The sequence below is a fragment of the Yeguia hominis genome (assembly GCF_014384705.1).
GTDB classification, from domain to species: Bacteria; Bacillota; Clostridia; order Oscillospirales; family Acutalibacteraceae; genus Yeguia; species Yeguia hominis.
On the sequence record NZ_JACRSN010000001.1, the window covers coordinates 233,757 to 254,511 of the forward strand.

The following is a 20,755-nucleotide window of genomic DNA, read 5'->3' on the forward strand; positions in this document are numbered from 1 at the left end:
TATTATAACATTTTCCTGTCAATTGTTCAATCGCGAACCCAAAAAGGTTCGAGCCGCACGGTTTCATGCAACCCGAACCCTTTCCTATTTTTTTAGGCTGTCGATTTTTAAGAATCCGTCTTCTCGCTGAGCGTAACCGGAACGACATAGCTGCCGGATACCCAACAGGCGGTATTTCCCTGAATTCCCACCGTAACCGGGAGCTCTGCTGTGCCGAGTTCTTTCCGGCTGGACAGATTCACCTGTGCATAAACATTCTGGTCCGTAATTTTTGCGACGTCGCTTGTCGGTCCGACGACCAAAACCTCAAGACTCTGGTTTAACACAGTCGCTTCCATCTGATCGCTGCTCAGATTCACCGGGACAATCGTATTGATGGACACCCACTTTTCCGAGTAACCGTCCAAATCAACCAAAATGGTTGCCGATTGATAGTTGCTGATATTCAAAAAGCCCTCCGGCGTCACAATGTCGACGGTAAACGTCTTTGTCGTCAGATCGATATTGGAAAAATCGATCGGCGTCAATGCAATATCCTGGAAAGAAGAGAAGCTGTCTTCCGGTCCGGCAAATGAAACCGTCTGCGGCTCAATGGTAATTAGCCGGTCCGGGAAAGAAGCCGGCTTGCCGGTAAAGCTTGCGACCAGCGGAATTTTTTCCTGCCACAGCACCACCAAACGGACCTCGACCGTGTCTGTCGAGAGCGTCAAATAGTCGCTTTCCAGCTTTTCTCCGTTCTCATCATAAAGGACCAGATCCGCGACAAAATCTTTGGATTCATTCAGCGCTTCTGGGAAGGTGTATTCTGCAACCACCTTGTCAATCCGGGCCACGACGCTCTCCGGACCGCTTACTGTAACCGTCTCCGCGGAAAGCTGTGGTTGTTTGACGAAATATCCGTTTTCCGCGTTTGCAACAATTCCGTTCTCAATCGGGAACGCGGCCTCTTTGGCGACATCGATTTCGGCCGTAACGGTTCCGGGATCGATACTGGTCACGGAAAAATCCGTCAAAAGTTCCCCCTTCTTCCGTGCAGAAAGCGTCAGGGTGTTGTTTTTCCGATCCTTCATATTCTCCGTTACCGTTGCGACAACTTCAAGATTTTCCGCCTTTACCTGCCGGATCGCAAGGCTGTTTCCGGAAATGGAAACAGACACGGAATTTTTGCTCAGGTTGTATACCTTCAAGCCTTCCTCCACCGCACCGGTCGAATACTCGACGGTAACCGGAATATTATCAATTTTCCAGGTCTGGTTTTCATCGGTATTGTTATACATCATGATGATCCAGATGCAAAATGCGGCCAGAAATGAAACCAAAAACATCAGCCTGTTGTTATACACCAGAGACGACCACACAAATTTTTTTCTCTGTTTTGTTTTCATTTCTCCTTCCCCCTTTTTTTGGAGGGATGCGCTTTCTTTTCTTCTGCGCCCGGCTGTGCATCCAAAAGCAGCCGCTCCAATTCTCCGCTCAGCGTCTCCCGTGTATAGTCCCGCTTTAAAGCACCGTTTACTGCCACGGAAATCTGGCCGGTCTCTTCCGAAACCACAACAATCACCGCATCCGACTGTTCGCTCATGCCCAGCGCCGCTCTGTGGCGTGTGCCAAGCTCTGCACGCACCTGATCGTTATGCGTCAGCGGCAAAATACATCCCGCCGCATAGACCATTCCGCCGCGCAGAATCATCGCGCCGTCGTGCAACGGCGCCTTATTAAAAAAGATATTCCCGATCAGCTGTACGGACGGTTCCGCATTTAAAACGGTTCCGGTCTGCACAATTTCTCCCAATTTGGTATCCCGTTCAAACACCATCAGTGCGCCGGTCTTTTTTTGCTGAAATTCTGCGGCAGAAGCCACGACAACATTGATGCATTTCCGTTGCTGCTGCTGAAGGCGATCCCGCTCTGTCGAAGCGCTGAAACTGTTCAGACTAAACTTTTTTCCCACCTTGCTGCGGCCCATTTTCTCAAGCGCGCTGCGAATTTCCGGCTGAAAAATAATGATAAGGACAATCCACGTAAACTGCAGGAAATAATCCAGCAGATTGGTTACCATGAAAAGATCCAAATATGAGGAAATCACAAACGCAAACGCAATGATCACAATTCCCTTGATCAGCTGCGCCGCACGGGTTTCCCGAATCAGCTTGATCAGCGCATAAATAATGCAGGCAACAATCAGGATATCGATGGCATCCTTATACGTGAACTGCCGCATCACACCTCCAAAGGAGGTTAGCGCATTTGAGATTGCCTGTACGAGTGCATTCCATGCATTGACAATAAACTCCATCTGTCTGTCCATTCCCCCCAACGGGTGCAAGTATTCTCTTTAATTTTATCATATTGCAACAAATATTCAATGGGTTTTTCCGAATTCGTTTCAGAAAATGCATTTCACCGATTTCGAGCGATCCGGGAAAGGACGCCCGCCGTCATCTCGATTTCCCGTTCCGTCGTCACTGCCGATGGGCAAACCCGAACCGTTCCGGTCTCCAGCGTCCCCATGCAGGAATGCGCGGCCGGCGCGCAGTGCAGTCCGGCCCGAACCGCAATTCCCCGCTCTGAAAGGAGTCTCCCCACTTCTTCACTTTCCATTCCGCGCACGTTGAAAGAAAGCACCGGCGCAAAAAATCTCTCATCCGGACGCTCCGTATACAAAAGGATCTGCGGCATTGTCTGCATGCGGTCATACAGGCGCTGCATCAGCCGAATCTCATGGTGCAGCACCCGATCCGTCCCCATCCTTTTCACATAACGGATTCCCGCATACAGCCCCATGATTCCCGGTACGTTTACCGTTCCGCTTTCAAAGCGTTCCGGCAGTTCTTCCGGCTGATCGTAAGACACAGAATTGGTTCCCGTTCCGCCTTCAATCAGCGTCGAAAGCGTTTCCCCGTGTCTTGCAATCAGGATTCCGGTTCCCATCGGGCCGTAAAGCCCTTTGTGGCCCGGCATGCAAAGAAAGTCGATCCCGCTGTCCGCCATATCCATCGGCAGAACGCCTGCGCTCTGTGCGCAATCCACTGCAACCGGAATTTCATATTGATGTGCCAGCGCGGCAATCCGTTCTACCGGCAGCCGAATTCCAAAGACATTGGAGGCGTGCGTACAGACAATGAGTTTTGTGTTCGGACGAATCGCCTTGCGGAAAGCGTCCACCGTCGCATCATTGTCTCCCGGAACCACCTGCGCCGCCGTCCAGGACACACCGGACTTTTCAAGCGCGTGCAGCGGCCGCATGACCGCATTGTGCTCCAGGCAGGAAGTCACCGCGTGATCTCCGCTGTGCAGCATCCCTTTGATCACAAAATTCAGCGCACTGGTACAATTGAGCGTAAAAACCACACATTCCGGTCCCGGTGCATGGAAAAAGTCCGCCGTTTCCTCCCTGCAGCGATAAACCGCCTCCGCTGTTGCAGCAGACATCGCATGCCCGCTTCTCCCAGGATTTGCTCCGAATTGCATCATTGCGCCACGGACCGCATTTTGAACCGTCACAGGTTTCGGATACGTTGTCGCGGCATTATCCAGATAAATCAAGGCAAATTCCCCCGTTCTTCCCGGCGCAACACACGAATTCCGGCTTCCTGTAAAAGCGTTTCCGCTTCCGAAGCGCCTTCTGAAACATTTATTCCATATCCGCAACCGGCACCGCCGCCGATATGCGGGATTCGTTCTACAGATGCTCGAAATCCGTTTTTGACCAAGAGGTTTTTTCCTTTCATCGCATACGTGACCGACCCGACGATTAATAAGATTTTCAAAGCTATCACCTCTCTGCCGTACCTGCTGTGCCGCATCCAGGCCGCACAGCGGTACTGTTCCAGAATATGTTGTCATACACCCGCCTGTTCTTTTTGCAAAACCATCGGAATGTACCGGGCATTTTAGCCGGTTGTAAAAAACATTTGGAAAACGCCGCATTTCTGTGTAGAAACCATCGTTTCGAAAACTTCCTGTTTCTGCGCGCGTAAGGATCGTTCCGACGGCTTTGCTCTCGGATTTTCCAAAACTGGCCTGCGCTCCAAACCAGTAGCCAAAAGTGCAAAACTGTGCTATGATAAAAAATTCAATCCGCAGTTTATCAGGAGGAGTTCCCATGAACAAACAGGAGATTTACAACTACTTAAACGAGAACCATATCTGGCACGAAATCACGGAACACAAGGCCGTTTACAACATGGCGGAACTTTCCGCTGTCACGCTGCCCTATCCGGAAGCAGACGCTAAAAATCTTTTTGTCCGGGATGATAAGAAACGAACCTACTATCTGATCACCGTAAAAGGCGACCGGCGTGTCGATCTGAAAGAATTCCGGAAAACCCACCATACACGCCCGCTGTCTTTTGCCTCCGAAAACGATTTAATGGAGCTTCTCCATCTGGTTCCGGGTTCGGTAACGCCCCTCGGCCTTTTGAATGACGCCGCGTGCCGCGTTCAGTTTTTTCTGGACGAAGCCTTTCTGGAGACTCCGGGGCTGATCGGCGTCCACCCGAACGAAAACACGGCCACCGTATGGCTGCACACGGAAGCACTTTTGTCCATACTCCGGGATCACGGAACTTCCGTCCACGTGGTGCAGTTCTGAGCGAAACGCTGCGGCCGCCATTTTTTGCGGTGCCGTTCCACATAATTGTCAAACCATCCTGCTAAAACTGCAAAAGCCGGGCAGTACGGAGGGCTTTCGTGCTGTCCGGCTTTTCATACTGCGTTCGCAGGGCATTTTTACAAGAAGGCCGCGTACAGCTTTTTCGGCTGTGCGCGGCTTTTGTCAGAAAATTATATTTTTTAGGCGCAAAACGGGCATGCAGTTCTTCTGAACCAAGTTTAGACCAGAAGGCAAACTGCATGGGCTGCAATCCCCTCGCCGGTACCGGTAAAGCCCAGTTTTTCTTCGGTTGTCGCCTTCACGCTGACGGCATCTTCCGAAACCGCACAGGCCTGTGCGAGTTTTTGCCGCATCGCGTCAATGTACGGTGCGAGTTTTGGACGCTGCGTAAGAATTGTCGCGTCGATATTCCCGATTTGATACCCGTGTTCCCGCAATCGCGCCGTGACCGACCGCAACAGCATGAGGCTATCCGCGCCGGCATAAGCAGGATCCGTATCCGGGAACCATTTCCCGATATCACCGAGCGCAGCGGCACCCAACAGCGCATCCATCACCGCATGCGTCAGCACATCAGCGTCAGAGTGTCCCAGAAGTCCTTTTCCCCATGGGATTTCCACCCCACCGAGAATCAGCTTACGTCCGCCCACAAGGCGATGCACATCATATCCATGTCCGATCCGCATATTCTTCCCCCCATGCGCGAAGGATCGCTTCCGCCAGCACCAGATCTTCCGGCGTCGTAATTTTCAGGTTCGTCGCGTCGCCGTCGCACAAATGCACCGAGATGCCGGCCCGCTCCGCAAGCTGGCAATCGTCTGTATATTCCCCGCCGTTTTCGCGCGCATACTTGGCCGCCTGCAGATATAAATCGCGCCGAAACACCTGCGGTGTCTGTACGGCACGTAAGGTACTGCGTTCCGGCGTCTGCAGCACCATACCGTCCGCGCCGCTGACCTTAATTGTATCTTTCACCGATGTTGCAAGCACAGAGACGCCATAGCGGCACGCATCCGCGACCACACGGTTGACCGCAGCCGGACGAATCAGCGGTCTTGCTCCGTCCTGAATGGCCAGATACTGCGCCTTTCCGGAAACTGCTGCAACGCCGTTCCATACGGATTCCTGTCGTGTCTTTCCGCCGGAAACAATCGCAGAGATTTTGGAAATCTCTCTGGAAAACGGCTCAATTTCCGGCAAATCCGCCTGTCTGCAAACAACCACAATTTCCCCAATGCTGTCCGAAAGCTGGAGCGCACGCAAGGTTCGCAAAAGGACCGGCACACCTAAAAGGCTGAGCAGCTGTTTGGAGCCGCCGAGTCCCATACGGGATGAATCTCCGGCGGCAACCACCACTGCGGAGCAAACGGGAAACCGGAACGTTTCTTTTTTCTCTTCCATGCGGCCAATTACTGCGCTGCGCCGATCTGAATCGCCTTGCGGTTAAGATCGAGCATTGCAGCCTTTTTCGGCGGAATACATTTTTGCAGCGCGTGGTCAAGCGTTTCGTCCGAGCAGAAAGAAAGCTCCTTGTGCAGTTTCCCGAGCAAAATGATGTTTGCAAGGCCGCTCAGGCCGTTCTGGTCCGCAAGCTTTGTTGCCGGGACATAGAAAACCTGTACATCTGTACGCTCCACCTTTTTCTCGATCAGAGAGCTATCCACCAGGACGGTGCCGCCCGGCTCCACCGCATCAATAAATTTATCGAGGGAAGGCAGGTTCATCGCTACGAGCACATTGGGATTGACAACCAGCGGCGAGCCGATCGGTTTGTCAGAAATACAGACGCTGCAGTTTGCCGTACCGCCGCGCATTTCCGGCCCGTAAGAAGGCAGCCAGGAAATCTCTTTTTCATCGAGCAGTCCGGAATAGGCGAGTACCTTTCCGGCAAACAAAATGCCCTGTCCGCCGAATCCGGCAAGGATGATATCCAGATTTTTCATTTCGCGTCACCTCCGGCTGTCACGTCTTTATATACGCCGAGCGGATAGTAGGGAATCATATTTTCCCGCAGCCACGTAAGCGCTTCAATCGGATCCAGGCCCCAGTTTGTCGGGCAGGTGGAAAGCACCTCGACAATCGAGTATCCGCGTCCCTCAATCTGATTCTGGAATGCCTTTTTAATGGCCTTCTTGGCAATGTTGACATTCTTTACGCAGTCGACGGTCACGCGCTGTGCCAATGCAACGCCGTCTAAAGTGGAAAGCATCTCGCAGACCCGCACCGGATAGCCGGCGGTTTTGATATCGCGTCCGTAAGGGGTCGTCTGCGTTACCTGCTCCGGCAGAGACGTCGGCGCCATCTGGCCGCCTGTCATACCGTAGATTGCATTGTTGATAAAGATCACCGTGATGTTTTCTCCACGCGTTGCGGCATGGACGGTTTCCGCCGTACCGATTGCGGCGAGATCGCCGTCGCCCTGATACGTAAAGATCACATTTTCCGGATGCGCACGTTTGAGTCCGGTTGCAACTGCCGGTGCACGCCCGTGCGGCGCCTGTACCATATCGCAGGTAAAGAAGTCATAGTTCATAACCGAGCATCCGACCGGTGCGACACCGACTGTGTGTCCTTCAATTCCCAGTTCATCGATCGTCTGCGCCACCAAACGGTGGACAATCCCGTGCGTACAGCCCGGGCAGAAATTCATTGTAACATTTGCAAGCGATTTCGGTCTTGAAAATACCACTGCCATTATTTTGCACCTCCTGTGATCGTTTCAATCTCGTGGAGGATCTCGCCCGGCGTCGGAATGACACCGCCGGTGCGTCCGAAGAAGGACACCGAACATTTTCCGTTTACTGCTAGACGGACATCGTCCACCATCTGTCCTTTGGACATCTCCACCGAGAGGAACGCTTTAACATGCTCTGCTGCATGGGCAATCGCGTCATTCGGGAACGGCCAAAGTGTAATCGGCCGAATCATCCCGACACGGATTCCGTTTTCTCTGGCCTTATTTACTGCGCTGCGTGCAACACGAGAGGACGCACCATAAGCAACCACAACAAGCTCTGCGTCATCCACAAGGTATTCCTCTGCGCGCTGTTCCGTCTTTTCAATGACTGCATATCGCTTAAAGCGCTCGTTGACTGTATCCTCCAGCTTTTGCGGCGTGAGGTACAAGGAGTTAATCACATTGTGCGGACGTTTATTGTGATGGCCGCAGGTCGCCCAGGGCCGTTCCGGAATTTTTTCAATGCGCGGCGGAAGTTCCACCGGTTCCATCATCTGGCCGAGCATGCCGTCTGCGAGGATCATGGTCGGCATCCGGTATTTGTCTCCGAGATCAAAGGCGTCCGAAACGAGGTCCACCATTTCCTGCACAGTAGAAGGCGCAAGCACCAGCACGTGGAAATCACCGTGGCCGGCAGATTTTGTCGCGAGCCAGTAATCCGACTGGGACGGCTGGATTCCGCCGAGGCCGGGACCGCCGCGCTGGACGTTGATAATCAGCGCCGGAAGATCAGAACCGGCAATATAGGACATGCCCTCCATTTTCAGGCTAATTCCAGGAGAGGAAGAAGAAGTCATTGCACGTACGCCGGCGGCAGAGGCGCCCAACACCATGTTGATTGCCGCAATTTCGGATTCTGCCTGCAGATAGGTGCCGCCCTCTTTGGGCATCCGTTTTGCCATGTAAGCAGCCAGCTCCGTCTGCGGTGTAATCGGGTACCCGAAGAAATGGCGGCAGCCCGCACGGATTGCAGCTTCTGCAAGGGCCTCGTTGCCCTTCATCAAAACTTTTTCAGCCATTTATGTAACACTACCTTTCTACTGTAATTGCCGTATCCGGACACATGATTGCACAGCTGCAGCAGCCGGTGCATTTTTCTGCTTCCAGCATTTCCGCCGGATGGTGTCCTTTTGCGTTGATTCGATCCTTTGCAAGCGCAATCAGCTTTTTGGGACATGCATATACGCACATTCCGCAGCCCTTGCAGATGGATTCGTCCACGATGATTTTTGCCATCACGAATACCTCCTGTTTTCAAAAATCAATCGGAATTTTGAGCCGGCAGTTCACAGGCTCATTCCATTTTTGCTGAAACTTTCTGCGTTTTCTTTACAAAACGCCCAAACAGCATGTTCGCTCCGCTTTGGGGAACATCCTGCTTTTTCTCATTTGAGGACCGTTTCGGCCCAGCTTTTCAGTTCCGCCTCACCGGCGCCCGCCGGGAACCGTTTGCCCTCTTTCAGAACCGCGCCTCTGCAGGAGGCCGCCAGTTCTTTGCAGGTATCTCCCATTCCGCTGCCGCCGGAAGTTGCCAGCGGAACAATCGTCTTTCCGGTCAGGTCATACTGCTCCAGGAAGCTGTTGATGATCGTCGGCGCAACATACCACCAAATCGGGAACGCCACGAACACCGTATCATACTGATCCATATGCTCCACAGCATTGGCAATCGGCGGACGGAAAGACTTATTCTGCATTTCCACACTGCTGCGGCTATTTTTGTTTGTCCAGTCCAGGTCAGCCTGCGTATAGGGCTGCTCCGGCCGGATTTCATGCAGATCCGCATGGATCGCAGTAGCCAGTTTTTTGGCCAGCTTTGCAGTTACACCGCTGGCGCTGAAATAAGCAACCAAACTCTTTGACATGACACGATTCTCCTTTTCAAATTTTTTGCAAGAGCGTTTTCCAGACAGTTCGACCGTTTTTACAGTTTGCAAAAGGCTGTCCTGCAGCTCTTCTCACAGGAACACACCGTGCGGCTGCAAACAGCCGGCCGTCAGCCCTGGAATCCGACAAAATTCGCCAAAAACATGCAAAGCACTCATTCCCACGGGGAACGAACATAAATCGTAACGGGATAAAGATTCGGGATATCCGCAAGTTCTGCGGCGCAGGCACGCGGCGCCGTTGTAAAACGCAGCGGCAAAGCGAGGCGTTTTTCTGTCTGTGCAGCATACGAAAGAGAATCCCGGATCGTCTGCGCTGTGGTTTCGCCTTTCAGGTGTGAATTGTTGACAATTCCGGTGGCCTTCAGACGGCTGGATGTTTCAATTTCCCGCAAAAGCGATTCCGCTTCCGCCGGTTCGGTTGAAAGCACCCGGTAGCGGTTAATCACGTAGAGCATCTCATAATCAACCGCGTGCAGCTTTTTGGAAAAGCTGCCGAGCACTGCCGCGCCGGCGTCGTCTCCGCCGACATCGAAGATTACCGTATTGCCGCTCTCGAATACTGAGGCGATCCGCGGGGAAATGACCGGCAGGTCGAGGTTGGTGTTGGCATAAAGCGGTGCAATCAGCTCTACACCATGCTGTGCAAGCAGCTCTCCGTACTCAGAAGACCGAAAATACGGATTAATCAGATCCAAATCGACCAGCGTCACTTTTTTTCCGGATTTGGCGGCATCCAATGCAAGATTCAGGGCAAGATTGGTCTTCCCGCAGCCGTAATGACCGCAGATCACTAGAAAATCCTTTGAAATGCCGATACCGCATTCCCCCTTTTTCAGAGAATTCCAGCGGATTCTTTTCTGTATAAATATCCGCAATACGATTATACCACGCTTATCTCTGCAATTCAAATATTCCGTCCTACAGCAATCAAAATCGCGCAGAACTGAAATTTGTCTATTTTCATGGAAGCATTCCTGTGCACCGGTCAAAGCGCTGCTGCTACCGGACGTCCTTTTTCCGCAGCCGACGCCTGATTTTTCTGCGGGACGGCTCCTTTTCCGCACGAATGACATGCTCGTCGACAAACTCGTTGACCTCTGCGCCGATCAAAATCAGAATCAGACAGAAATACATCCAAAGCATCAACAGTACAATTGCCGCGAGGCTTCCGTAAATATACGAATAGTTGGAATAATTTTCAATATAAATTCCGTAAAAATAGGAAAACAGCGTCCACCCGATCGCCGCAACCATCGCTCCGGGAATTTGTCCGCGGAACGTGACCTTATGGGCCGGCAGGAAAGTATAAAGCGAGGTAAAAAACAGAGAAAGCAACACAATGGAAATGAGCGATTTTACCTGTAAAAATCCGCCCACAATCCGTCCCACTGCCGGAAATTTTCCCGAAATCACAGAGAGGATGCTGTTTCCAAAAACCAAAATGGCCAGGCAGAAAATAATCAGCACCACAAAAATCAGCGTATAAACCAGAGACATTCCGCGGCTTTTGACATAATTGCGGCTGCCCTCTACATGATAGACCCGGTTCAGTCCGCAGCGCACGGCAGCAATTCCGCGCGAGGCAGACCAAAGTGCCGTTACCGCGGCAACGGAGATGATCGACGCGGGAGACTTGATATACAGTTCTCCGATCACCTGCGTGATGAAAGATTCGAAACTGTCCGGAAAAAAGGCGACTGCCGCCGCTGTCAAATCCGCGCGGGTAATGGGAATAAAAAAGCGCACCAGGGTCGTCAAAAGCATCAAAAACGGAATGGAAGCAATTATAATATAAAACGTCGCCTGCGCTGCATACACCGGAACGCTGTCTTCATAAATCCGATCCGCCCATTTTTGAATAATAAATCGGTTTTTCCGGTAAAAAGACCGAACTTTTCGATACAACAGCACCTGCCCCCTTTCGTCCTGTAAACAGATTCCCATTTGTTTTCTCTATTATCCTCCAATTGGCGCTGCTTGTCAAAAAAAGATTGGATTCCCGGAAACAAAATGCTATAATAAATGCAGTGTCTGCAACGCCGGCACAGAACATGTAGCCAAGGAGGGCTTTTTATGCCAATTACGATACAGGACGCACTGCCTGCAGCGAAAATTCTGGAATCGGAAAATATTTTCGTCATGACGCAGGCACGTGCAATTCAGCAGGACATCCGCCCGCTGAAAATTGTGATTCTGAATCTGATGCCCACAAAAATCGAGACGGAAACCCAGCTTCTCCGTCTGCTGAGCTATTCGCCCCTGCAGCTGGACATCGAATTCATGACCATGGAGACCCACACGTCGAAAAACACGTCCGCCTCTCATATCAACACCTTCTACAAAACCTTTTCGGAGCTGCGGGAGGAAAAATTTGACGGAATGATTATTACCGGCGCGCCGGTGGAGCTTCTGGACTTTTCTGAAGTGGACTATTGGGAGGAACTCTGCGAAGTGATGGAATGGAGCCGCCACAACGTCTATTCCGTGCTGCATATTTGCTGGGGCGCGCAGGCTGCGCTCTACTATCACTTTGGCGTTCCCAAATATACGCTTCCCAAAAAAGTTTCCGGTATTTATGATCATATTGTCTTTGCGCCGCATCACCCGCTTATGCGCGGATTCGATGAAACCTACCGCGCGCCGCACTCGCGTCACACCGGCGTTTTGCAGGAGGATATCAACAAAGTTCCCGAACTCATGATTCTTTCCGTCTCGCGCCTTGCCGGCGTGCATATTATTGCCAATAAAAACGGACGGCAGTTTTTCCTGACCGGTCACTCAGAATACGACCGCGATACACTGGCTAAGGAGTACATTCGGGACGTCAAGAAAGGCCTAGACCCGGAAATTCCCTATCATTATTTTCCGAACGACGACCCCATGGCGACGCCGCCCTTTGTCTGGCGCAGCGGCGCGAGCCTGCTCTTCTCGAACTGGCTCAACTACTATGTCTATCAGCAGACGCCGTACGATCTGAAAGATCTCGATTTCATCTAAATCTTTGCTGTTTGGTTTCGGTTTTTCCAGCCGTCCGGTTTGATAGATCTCGCCTAAAAACAGATTCGGCCTCCTGTTTTCCTGCACAGGAGGCCATTTTTTCATCTTGTCGGATAAAAAGCCATTGCTCTTCGGTTCTTTATCCTGCTGCCGGTTACAGACTCTGCTGCGTTCCTACCAAAACAACCCGAACTCCCTGCCGAAATCCTTACCGTGAAAGCAAATATTTTTTGTCCCACTGCATATGACGTGCATCCAGATCCGGAAAAAATCGTTCTCCAATGCTTTTTCGTGGTTGCGGTTTTGCATGGCGCGGTGTCCGTTTGATCCTTTTTAGTTCTGCACGTACCAGTAATTCTGCCAACATCGTATTTTCCTCCTTTTTCCGTCCGCTGCCCGTTTTTTTCCGGGCGGCATTTTTTTATTCCAGCTGATTCTGTCTACTTCAGCGCTTCGCGCATCTGGGCAAGTATTTTTTTCTCCCGGCGGCTGACCTGCACCTGTGTCATCCCAAACTGGCGGGCCGTTTCCGTCTGAGTCCGGTGCTTAAAATACCGGGCAATAATCAAATTTCGGTCATGCGGCTCAAGCGTCGAGAGCACTTGCTGCAGCGCAAGCCGTTCGGAAATTTTTTCTTCCGGCGCGTCCACGGGAATATCAGCCTGTCCGCCTTCTTCCTCCTCTCTGGTAAGCGAAAGCGGAACTTGTCCGGCACTTATCGCCTGCGCCGCCTCCGAAACTTCGATGCCAAGCAGCGCAGCAAGTTCCCCGATAGCCGGCGTTCTTCCCTCGCGCTCCAAGAAGCGCTCTGTTTCCCGAGCCGCGCGCAGCGAAAGTTCTTTCAGCGCCCGTCCGACCTTGACGGTTCCGCCTTCGCGAAAAAGCCGCCGCATTTCCCCGAGGATGACCGGCACCGCATAGGTCGAAAACTGATATCCGCGTTCCGGCTCAAAATGATCCGCCGCCTTGACTAGCCCCATACAGCCGGCCTGAAACAGGTCATCGTATTCCATTCCCCGGGACCGGAAGCGTTTGGCGCATGCATGCACCAGGCCGAGATTCTCTTCAATAAAGCGTTCCCGCTCCGCTTTATCCATGTTTTCCTCCAGGCAGCCGCCTGCTGACCCGTTTTTGCAGCGTCACCGTTGTCCCCTTGCCGGGCGTCGACGACACACTGACACGATTGCAGAAGCTTTGCATGACCGCAAAGCCCAGCCCGGCGCGTTCTGCACCTCCGGTCGTAAACAGCGGTTCCATCGCTTTTTGCACATCTTCCATTCCGCAGCCGCGATCCCGAATCCGCACGGTAACATTCCCGCTTTCAAAAATCCGCACCGTTATGTAAATCGTCCCGATCGTGTCCCGGTAAGCATGGATGATACAGTTGGTCACCGCTTCCGATACCGCCGTCTTGATGTCCGTCAATTCATCCACTGTCGGGTCAAGCTGCGCGACAAATGCAGCAACCGCTGTCCGGGCAAATGCCTCGTTCGCCGAACGGCTTGGAAACGAGAGTTTCATTTCATTCAACGCCTTCACATTCTTCCCTCCTCTCAAGCACGGCCAGCTTGTCCGCACCGGAAAGCCTGACCATCATTTCTACCCGCGGCAACAAATTGGCGAGAATCAGTTTCCCGTTCCAAAGGCACAGAAGTTTATAGCGTCCGATAATCAGGCCGATTCCTGAACTGTCCATAAACGGCACCTCCGCAAAATCCAGCCGCAGCCGCACAGGCCGCACTTTTTCCGCCGTCGCGTCAATCTCCTCCCGAAGCGTCTTGGCAACATGGTCGTCAATTTCCCCGCTGAGAAACGCCGTCAGCGTTCCCTCGCGATATTTAAGACGGACTCCCACCCTGCATCCTTCCTTTCTTAGGAAAAACCCGATACGGGTTCTCCTGCTAGTTTGTCCGTAAACAGGAACTTTATTCCTGATTTTCCAAAATTCAGGAAATAAAAAAACCTCTTATCGCAATGATAAGAGGTTTTCTCTGCAAGATTACGCGAATTTTGCTGACGAACGCTGTTTTTCGCACGTCAAAATTCGCTTCTTTTTTCAGCTGAGCGCTTCGAGGCCGGACTGAATCAGCCGGATTCGCTCTGTCAGCTTCTCTCCGTTCGCCCGAACGCCTTCTACAACATTCGCCGGCGCTTTCGCCATAAAGGTCTCGTTGGAAAGCTTCGCCTGCACAGCTGCCAGCTGTTTTTCCGCAGAGGCAAGTTCCTTTTTCAGACGAGCAGTCTCCGCCGCTTTGTCTACCAGTTCTTCCATCGGCAGGTAGACCTTCGCATCGTTGGTCACGACCGTCACCGCGCCGGCAATCTCAAAGGCATCTCCCACTTCCATCTCCGAAGCATACGCCAGCTTCATGATAATGGCACGGGCGTCCTCATACACCGCCTGATACGGCGACGCAATATAGAGTTTCGCCTTGCGGGAAGGCGGCACGTTCATCTCCGAACGGCGCGTCCGAACAGACCGGATGACATCCATCACGCGCTGCATCTTCGCTTCCGCCTCCGGGAAGTTGTAGGCCGGATCATATTCCGGCCACGGCGAAATCATAATCGACTCGCCTTCATGCGGCAGCGATTGCCAGATTTCTTCCGTAATATACGGCATGAACGGGTGCAACAGTTGCATGGTGCCGGAAAGCACCCAAACGAGAACCTGTCTCGCACTCTGTGCGCTCTCCTCGTCTCCCTGCTGCATCCGGATTTTCGCAATTTCGATATACCAGTCGCAGAAGCTGTCCCAAAGGAAATCGTACACTTTCTGCACGGCAATTCCCAGCTCAAATTTTTCCAGATTTTCCGTCATCTCACGGGCCACTGCATAAAACGAGCTGACAATCCACTGATCCTCTGTCCGTAGCGTCTTCGGCAGCGCATTTTCCACATCGTGCCCTTCCAGATTCATCCGGATAAACCGGGCCGCATTCCAGATCTTATTGGCAAAGTTCCGGCTGGCAGCAACTTTTTCGTCGGAGAAACGGATGTCGTTTCCGGGGCTGTTTCCGGTTACGACGGTAAAGCGCAGCGCATCCGCACCGTACTGATCGATGATTTCCAGCGGATCAATTCCGTTTCCAAGCGATTTGGACATTTTTCTGCCCTGTGCGTCGCGAACCAGTCCATGGAAGAACACCGTATTAAACGGAACCTCTCCCATCTGCTCAAGACCGGAGAAGATCATGCGCGCGACCCAGAAGAAGATGATGTCATAACCGGTAACCAGCGTATTGGTCGGATAGAAATAGCGCAGGTCTTCGGTATCCTCCGGCCAGCCGAGTGTCGAGAACGGCCACAGCGCAGAAGAGAACCAGGTGTCGAGCGTATCCTCGTCCTGACGCAGCGCCGCGCCGCATTTCGGACACTTGTCCGGCGCTTCGCGCGCAACGACCATTTCGCCGCAGGTATCGCAGTACCAGGCCGGGATCCGATGTCCCCACCAGAGCTGGCGGGAAATACACCAGTCTTTGATGTTTTCCATCCAGTTGTAATAGATTTTTTCCATACGCTCCGGAATGAAGCGAATTCGTTCATCCCGAACACAGTCAATTGCCGGCTTTGCAAGCGGTTCCATCTTCACGAACCACTGTTTGGACACGCGCGGCTCCACAGCGGTTCCGCAGCGATAGCAGGTTCCGACATTGTGCTTGATCGGTTCCACTTTAACGAGATATCCGCCGGCATCCAAATCTGCAACAATCTGCTTCCGCGCTTCCAATGCGGGCATTCCCGCATACTTTCCGCCGTTTTCGTTGATGACTGCGCACTCGTCCATCACATTGATGACCGGGAGATTGTGGCGCAAGCCGACCTCAAAGTCGTTCGGATCGTGCGCCGGTGTGATTTTCACCACGCCGGTTCCGAAATCACGCTCCACATATTCGTCTGCAATGATCGGGATCTCTTTGCCGACCAGCGGTAAGATGACGTTCTTGCCAACCAGATCGCGATAGCGCTCATCCTCCGGATGCACCGCAACCGCCGTATCGCCGAGCAGCGTTTCCGGACGCGTCGTCGCCAGACGAATTTCTCCGCTTCCGTCTGCAAGCGGGTAGCGCAGATGCCAGAAAGAACCGTCTTTCTCTTCAAATTCCACCTCTGCATCCGAAATCGAGGTACGGCAATGCGGACACCAGTTAATAATCCGCTCGCCGCGGTAAATCAGGCCCTTTTCATACAAGCGCACAAACACCTCGCGCACCGCACGCGAACAGCCTTCGTCAAGCGTAAAGCGTTCCCGTTCCCAATCGCAGGAGCAGCCGAGTTTCTTCAGCTGTTCCACAATTCTGCCGCCGTATTGCGCTTTCCATTTCCAGGCGCGCTCCAGGAAGCCCTCTCGTCCGAGGTCTTCTTTTGTAATGCCTTCTTTGCGCATGCTCTCCACGATTTTGGCTTCTGTCGCAATGGAAGCATGATCCGTTCCCGGAACCCAAAGCGCAGCGTAGCCCTGCATCCGGCGCCAACGGATCAGGATGTCCTGCAGCGTTTCGTCCATGGCGTGCCCCATGTGCAGCTGTCCTGTAATATTGGGCGGCGGAATTACAATGGTGTATGGTTTTTTCTGCGGATCGCGTTTTGCGTGAAAATATCCGCCGGAGAGCCAGAATGCATAGATTCGGTCCTCCACCTCGCGCGGCTCATACGCTTTTGCCAGTTCATGGTTCATATTGTTTCCTCCATAACAAAACCCCGGATGCACAGTATGCATCCGGGGCGAATCTCAAAATATCCGCGGTACCACCCGTTTTTTCTGCGTTTTACAGCAGAACACTTCCCTGCCGCTTTCTGCAGGTTCGGCCGATAACGAGGCCAACCGTACTGCCCTACTTCTCTGTTCAGGCCGTCAGCTCCAGGGCGACTGATTCGCTGGCATTCGTCCCGACAGCTTCCACCAACCGCTGCCTCTCTTTGCGTCCGTTTGCCGCCTTTTTCCCTTTCATCGCTGTTTCTGATATTTATACTGTATTATAGGCCGCTTTCCCGAAAAATGTCAAGCACTTTCCGAAAAGATCCCGCGAAAGCCGCATTTTTACAAAATTCGGCTTTTCTTCGGATTTTTCTGAAATTCGTATTGTACCCCATGCGCGTTCTGTGTTAGAATATTATAGAATGGCAAGTATGCAGTTTTGTCAGATCTGTCTTTTGAAAATGGAATGCAGCCTTTGCTGCATGATGAGGAGGATCTTTTATGAAAAAGCGGCCTTTGCGAATTTTCGTCTCCTTATTCCTTCTGCTTGCTCTCGTCTTTGCAATGTCCACGGTTGCATTCGCTGATGTCGGCGGATTTGCCGGTGACAACGATTTTGGCGGCGGAGATTGGGATTTCGGCGGAAATGATTATGATTACAGCGACGGTGGCGGCGGCGACCTCGGTCCGATCGGCACCTTAATCGTTGCAGCTGTGGTTGTGCTGCTTATCATTGTGGGCTTTCGGAAAGGCGGGAAATCCTCGTCCACTTCCCGTGCGCCCGGCGCTACTCCAACACCCGTTTCCAGCCTGCGCCCGATTTCTGAACTAAAGGGAAAAGACCCGAATTTTTCCGATGCGGCAATCGTGGAGAAGATCTCCAATCTCTATGTGCAAATGCAGAACGCCTGGCAGGCAAAGCAGTTTGATCCCATGCGCGCACATATGACAGACGCGCTTTACAATCAGTTTGCCCGCCAGCTCGATGCCGGATTCATTCAAAAACATTTGACAAACTGTGTTGACCGCATTGCAGTACTGGGCGTCGATCTCGTTGGCTGGACCAGCGATGACACCAACGATTCGCTTATCGCAAGAGTTCGAACCCGAATTGTCGATTATGTCATAGAAGATCAGACCGGCAAAATTGTCCGCGGCAGCAATACCCGGGAACTCTTCATGGAATATGAATGGACGCTGATCCGTCGGAAAGGCGTTCTGACGCCCGACGTGGCAAAGGGACCGACAACCATCAATTGTGCAAACTGCGGCGCACCGATGGATATCAACCAATCCGCAAAATGCGAATATTGTGGATCCGTTATGACGACTTCCGACTATGACTGGGTGATCTCCTCGATCAAGGGACTTTCTCAGCGTAGCGGCTCGTAAAGAAACAATCACGTTTCTTTATTCATACAAATCAAGGAGGGATACACATGCAGGGGGATACCTTACAGGTTCTGATTGCCATGGGCTGTTATATGCTGATTGTCATCGGAATCGGAATTTTCTTTGCAAAACGTGCACAAAAAAGCACAGACGAATATTTTCTAGGCGGTCGGAGTCTCGGCCCATGGGTTGCGGCCATGAGCGCAGAGGCTTCCGATATGAGCGGCTGGCTCCTGATGGGACTGCCGGGCGTCGCCTACTGGTGCGGACTGGCAGACGCCGCCTGGACGGCCATCGGGCTTGCGCTTGGAACATATATTAACTGGCTGATCGTTGCCAAACGGCTCCGGAAGTACTCTCTGATTTCCGGAAACGCAATTACGGTGCCGGAATTTTTCAGCAACCGGTTTCACGAGAACAAAAAGATTTTGCTCTCCATTTCGGCGCTTTTCATCCTGGTTTTCTTTACTGTTTATGCGGCAAGCTGCTTTGTGACCTGCGGAAAGCTGTTCTCGACCCTGTTTGGCTTCTCCTATCATTCTATGATGATTGTCGGCGCACTTTTTGTAATCATTTATACATTCATCGGCGGATTCCTTGCAGAAAGTGCTTCTGACTTTATGCAGGCCGTTGTGATGATTATTGCGCTGCTGACGGTTCTCATCACCGGAACCAGCAAGGCAGGCGGTCTCTCCGTCGTACTCGAAAACGCCAAAGCGATTCCGGGCTATTTTTCTCTAACCTCTCTGGCAACGCCGACTGTCGACGCTGCCGGCGTACAGCAAATTGCAAACGGCGCTCCGCTCTTCGGAGATCCCGGCGCCTATGGCTTCCTGACCATTATTTCCACCGTTTCCTGGGGACTCGGATACTTCGGCATGCCGCAGGTATTGCTGCGCTTCATGGCAATCCGCCGTGCCAAAGAACTCACCAAATCGCGCCGGATTGCAGCAGTCTGGTGTGTCATCTCGCTCATTGCCGCTGTCTTTATCGGCGTTTTGGGCCGTGCATTACTGTCCACCGACAGCGTTCTGCTGACTGCAAGCGGCGCCGAAAATGTTTTTGTTGAACTTTCCGGACTGCTTCTTCCCGCACTGCTTGCCGGTCTTGTCATGGCAGGAATTCTCGCGGCGACGATCAGCTCTTCTGATTCTTATCTGCTCATCGCTGCTTCCGCATTTGCCAAAAACATTTACGGCGACGTATTAAAGCGGAAAGCGAACGATAAAGAAATCATGTGGGTTTCGCGGATCATTCTGCTGGTCATCTCTCTCATCGGAATCGTCATCGCCTGGGACGAAAACAGCGTCATCTTCACCATCGTCTCGTTTGCATGGGCCGGATTCGGCGCAACTTTCGGGCCGGTCATGCTGTTCTCGCTCTTCTGGCGCAGAATGAACCGTGCCGGTGCAATCGCGGGCATGGTCACCGGCGGCGGTATGGTCTTCATTTGGAAGCTCCTGCTGAAGCCGCTCGGCGGTTTGTTCGGCATCTATGAGCTCTTCCCCGCCTTTGTGCTCTCCAGCCTTGCCATCACTTTGGTGTCGCTTCTCACCGCTCCACCGGCTTCTGAAATCACCGACGAGTTTGATAAAGTCGCATCACTTCGCGATGAAGATGTGGCATAAGAAAATAAGCCCTGCAATCTATTAAAGTCTTGGCTGTGCAAACCATGTGGACTGTTTCCCAGCGAACAGACAAAGAAAAAAAGCGCCCAGTCGCAGAATAGCGGCGAATTACACGGCCTTGCTCCGGATTTCAAACGGAGTGAGGCCGTTTTTCAGATTGATCCGCTCATAGTTGCAGAATCGCACATACTCCGTCGCCTGTTCGACTTCGGCCCGGCACGAGAATTTTCTCCGATACAGGCACTCTGTTTTCAGTGTCCCGAAAGCAGCATTGTCATAAGGGCATCCGGGACTGGACATCGACGGCTGAATGTGGGATTCTTGGCTTAGGTCAAAGTATGCTTGGGATGTGTATTGTGACCCTTGGCCGCTGTGGAGGATTCGTCCATCAGCGACCTTCTCTTTTTTACAGGCATCCCGAACGGTATCCGTCACCAGCGGAGCGGTCATATCACCGCCGATTCGGTAAGCCAGCAGCATTTTTCCGCACAGATCCAGTACGGCACACAGATACGCCATTCCCTTAGCTGCGGGAATATAGGTGATATCGGTTGCCCAAAAACGATTGGGGAATGGTTGGGCAAACGCACGCTGCAGCAGATTTGGATATTTGTGAACGGCCTGCTGGTAATGCCGATACGCTTTGCGGCGACGTGCCTGTGAGAGCAGATCGAGCTTGCGCATTATGCGCAAAATGGCTTTGATGCTGACTTTTCTGCCATGCTGTCGTTCCAGCCAGCGGCGAACGCGGCGGCAGCCGCAGGTCTGTTTGCTGCGCTGTTGGCAGTCGATGATCAG

Annotated in this window: 22 protein-coding genes and 1 other annotated feature; of the genes, 4 read left to right on the plus strand and 18 right to left on the minus strand. The window is 52.4% G+C overall.

The window, feature by feature from the left end; all coding sequences use genetic code 11:
* Positions 1–107: 107 nt before the first annotated feature.
* The 4 genes from IAG03_RS01060 to IAG03_RS01075 form a co-directional block, all read right to left on the minus strand.
* Positions 108–1,385 carry a CdaR family protein gene (locus tag IAG03_RS01060; protein ID WP_249317817.1) on the minus strand — a complete coding sequence of 426 codons (1,278 nt, stop codon included), beginning with the start codon at positions 1,383–1,385 and terminating at the stop codon, positions 108–110.
* Positions 1,382–2,308 carry a diadenylate cyclase CdaA gene (gene cdaA, locus IAG03_RS01065; RefSeq protein ID WP_249317818.1) on the minus strand — a complete coding sequence of 309 codons (927 nt, stop codon included), beginning with the start codon at positions 2,306–2,308 and terminating at the stop codon, positions 1,382–1,384. The genes IAG03_RS01060 and cdaA overlap by 4 nt, the downstream gene beginning before the upstream one ends.
* Positions 2,309–2,400: 92 nt before the next feature.
* Entirely contained in the window at positions 2,401–3,546 is a 1,146-nt protein-coding gene (locus IAG03_RS01070) for an aminotransferase class V-fold PLP-dependent enzyme (RefSeq protein ID WP_249317819.1), read from the minus strand.
* On the minus strand, positions 3,543–3,770 hold the full coding sequence (locus tag IAG03_RS01075; protein WP_249317820.1) for a putative Se/S carrier-like protein: 228 nt from the start codon (positions 3,768–3,770) through the stop codon (positions 3,543–3,545). The genes IAG03_RS01070 and IAG03_RS01075 overlap by 4 nt, the downstream gene beginning before the upstream one ends.
* A 335-nt stretch (positions 3,771–4,105) precedes the next feature.
* On the opposite strand from IAG03_RS01075, the gene IAG03_RS01080 reads away from it, so the two are divergent.
* Complete coding sequence (locus tag IAG03_RS01080) at positions 4,106–4,594, plus strand: prolyl-tRNA synthetase associated domain-containing protein (RefSeq protein ID WP_249317822.1); 489 nt, start codon at positions 4,106–4,108, stop codon at positions 4,592–4,594.
* 239 nt (positions 4,595–4,833) lie between these two features.
* On the opposite strand, the gene ispF is transcribed toward IAG03_RS01080, so the two are convergent.
* The 9 genes from ispF to IAG03_RS01125 form a co-directional block, all read right to left on the minus strand.
* Positions 4,834–5,301: a 2-C-methyl-D-erythritol 2,4-cyclodiphosphate synthase gene (gene ispF, locus IAG03_RS01085; RefSeq protein WP_249317823.1), complete on the minus strand. Its 468-nt coding sequence runs from the start codon at positions 5,299–5,301 to the stop codon at positions 4,834–4,836.
* Positions 5,279–6,016 (minus strand): 2-C-methyl-D-erythritol 4-phosphate cytidylyltransferase, encoded by a 738-nt coding sequence (ispD, locus tag IAG03_RS01090; protein WP_249317824.1) that lies wholly within the window; start codon positions 6,014–6,016, stop codon positions 5,279–5,281. The genes ispF and ispD overlap by 23 nt, the downstream gene beginning before the upstream one ends.
* 8 nt (positions 6,017–6,024) lie before the next feature.
* Complete coding sequence (locus tag IAG03_RS01095) at positions 6,025–6,558, minus strand: 2-oxoacid:ferredoxin oxidoreductase subunit gamma family protein (RefSeq protein ID WP_249317825.1); 534 nt, start codon at positions 6,556–6,558, stop codon at positions 6,025–6,027.
* Positions 6,555–7,310: a thiamine pyrophosphate-dependent enzyme gene (locus IAG03_RS01100; RefSeq protein WP_249317826.1), complete on the minus strand. Its 756-nt coding sequence runs from the start codon at positions 7,308–7,310 to the stop codon at positions 6,555–6,557. The genes IAG03_RS01095 and IAG03_RS01100 overlap by 4 nt, the downstream gene beginning before the upstream one ends.
* Positions 7,310–8,371: a 3-methyl-2-oxobutanoate dehydrogenase subunit VorB gene (locus IAG03_RS01105; RefSeq protein ID WP_249317828.1), complete on the minus strand. Its 1,062-nt coding sequence runs from the start codon at positions 8,369–8,371 to the stop codon at positions 7,310–7,312. Before IAG03_RS01105 ends, IAG03_RS01100 begins: the two co-directional genes overlap by 1 nt.
* A 10-nt stretch (positions 8,372–8,381) precedes the next feature.
* On the minus strand, positions 8,382–8,588 hold the full coding sequence (locus IAG03_RS01110) for a 4Fe-4S dicluster domain-containing protein (RefSeq protein ID WP_249317830.1): 207 nt from the start codon (positions 8,586–8,588) through the stop codon (positions 8,382–8,384).
* Positions 8,589–8,737: 149 nt separating this feature from the next.
* The gene (locus IAG03_RS01115; protein ID WP_249317831.1) at positions 8,738–9,217 is read right to left on the minus strand and encodes a flavodoxin; all 480 of its coding nucleotides are present in this window, start codon (positions 9,215–9,217) and stop codon (positions 8,738–8,740) included.
* A 176-nt stretch (positions 9,218–9,393) separates the two neighbouring features.
* A complete protein-coding gene (locus IAG03_RS01120; RefSeq protein ID WP_249317832.1) occupies positions 9,394–10,032 on the minus strand; it encodes a nucleotide-binding protein in 639 nt (212 codons plus the stop codon).
* 208 nt (positions 10,033–10,240) lie between these two features.
* Positions 10,241–11,146 (minus strand): YihY/virulence factor BrkB family protein, encoded by a 906-nt coding sequence (locus IAG03_RS01125; protein ID WP_249317833.1) that lies wholly within the window; start codon positions 11,144–11,146, stop codon positions 10,241–10,243.
* A 168-nt stretch (positions 11,147–11,314) separates the two neighbouring features.
* Between IAG03_RS01125 and metA the strand changes: the two genes are divergently transcribed.
* Positions 11,315–12,238, plus strand: coding sequence for a homoserine O-acetyltransferase MetA (metA, locus tag IAG03_RS01130; protein WP_249317834.1), 924 nt, complete (start codon positions 11,315–11,317; stop codon positions 12,236–12,238).
* A gap of 440 nt (positions 12,239–12,678) precedes the next feature.
* Here the strand turns inward: metA and IAG03_RS01135 are convergent, their stop codons facing one another.
* The 4 genes from IAG03_RS01135 to IAG03_RS01150 form a co-directional block, all read right to left on the minus strand.
* Positions 12,679–13,335: a sigma-70 family RNA polymerase sigma factor gene (locus tag IAG03_RS01135; protein ID WP_249317835.1), complete on the minus strand. Its 657-nt coding sequence runs from the start codon at positions 13,333–13,335 to the stop codon at positions 12,679–12,681.
* Complete coding sequence (spoIIAB, locus tag IAG03_RS01140; RefSeq protein ID WP_346726084.1) at positions 13,328–13,777, minus strand: anti-sigma F factor; 450 nt, start codon at positions 13,775–13,777, stop codon at positions 13,328–13,330. The genes IAG03_RS01135 and spoIIAB overlap by 8 nt, the downstream gene beginning before the upstream one ends.
* Positions 13,761–14,093 carry an anti-sigma factor antagonist gene (locus tag IAG03_RS01145; protein WP_249317836.1) on the minus strand — a complete coding sequence of 111 codons (333 nt, stop codon included), beginning with the start codon at positions 14,091–14,093 and terminating at the stop codon, positions 13,761–13,763. Before IAG03_RS01145 ends, spoIIAB begins: the two co-directional genes overlap by 17 nt.
* Before the next feature lie 201 nt (positions 14,094–14,294).
* Positions 14,295–16,916 carry a valine--tRNA ligase gene (locus tag IAG03_RS01150; RefSeq protein ID WP_249317837.1) on the minus strand — a complete coding sequence of 874 codons (2,622 nt, stop codon included), beginning with the start codon at positions 16,914–16,916 and terminating at the stop codon, positions 14,295–14,297.
* 40 nt (positions 16,917–16,956) lie between these two features.
* Positions 16,957–17,199 (minus strand) — a binding site (T-box leader).
* A 239-nt stretch (positions 17,200–17,438) separates the two neighbouring features.
* Here IAG03_RS01150 and IAG03_RS01155 point away from each other — a divergent pair.
* Both IAG03_RS01155 and putP read left to right on the plus strand, forming a co-directional pair.
* Entirely contained in the window at positions 17,439–18,329 is an 891-nt protein-coding gene (locus tag IAG03_RS01155; protein ID WP_249317838.1) for a Tim44 domain-containing protein, read from the plus strand.
* Between the two features lie 47 nt (positions 18,330–18,376).
* A complete protein-coding gene (putP, locus tag IAG03_RS01160) occupies positions 18,377–19,957 on the plus strand; it encodes a sodium/proline symporter PutP (protein ID WP_249317840.1) in 1,581 nt (526 codons plus the stop codon).
* Positions 19,958–20,065: 108 nt separating this feature from the next.
* Here putP and IAG03_RS01165 read toward each other — a convergent pair whose 3' ends face one another.
* The gene (locus IAG03_RS01165; protein ID WP_283242921.1) at positions 20,066–20,755 is read right to left on the minus strand and encodes an IS3 family transposase; all 690 of its coding nucleotides are present in this window, start codon (positions 20,753–20,755) and stop codon (positions 20,066–20,068) included.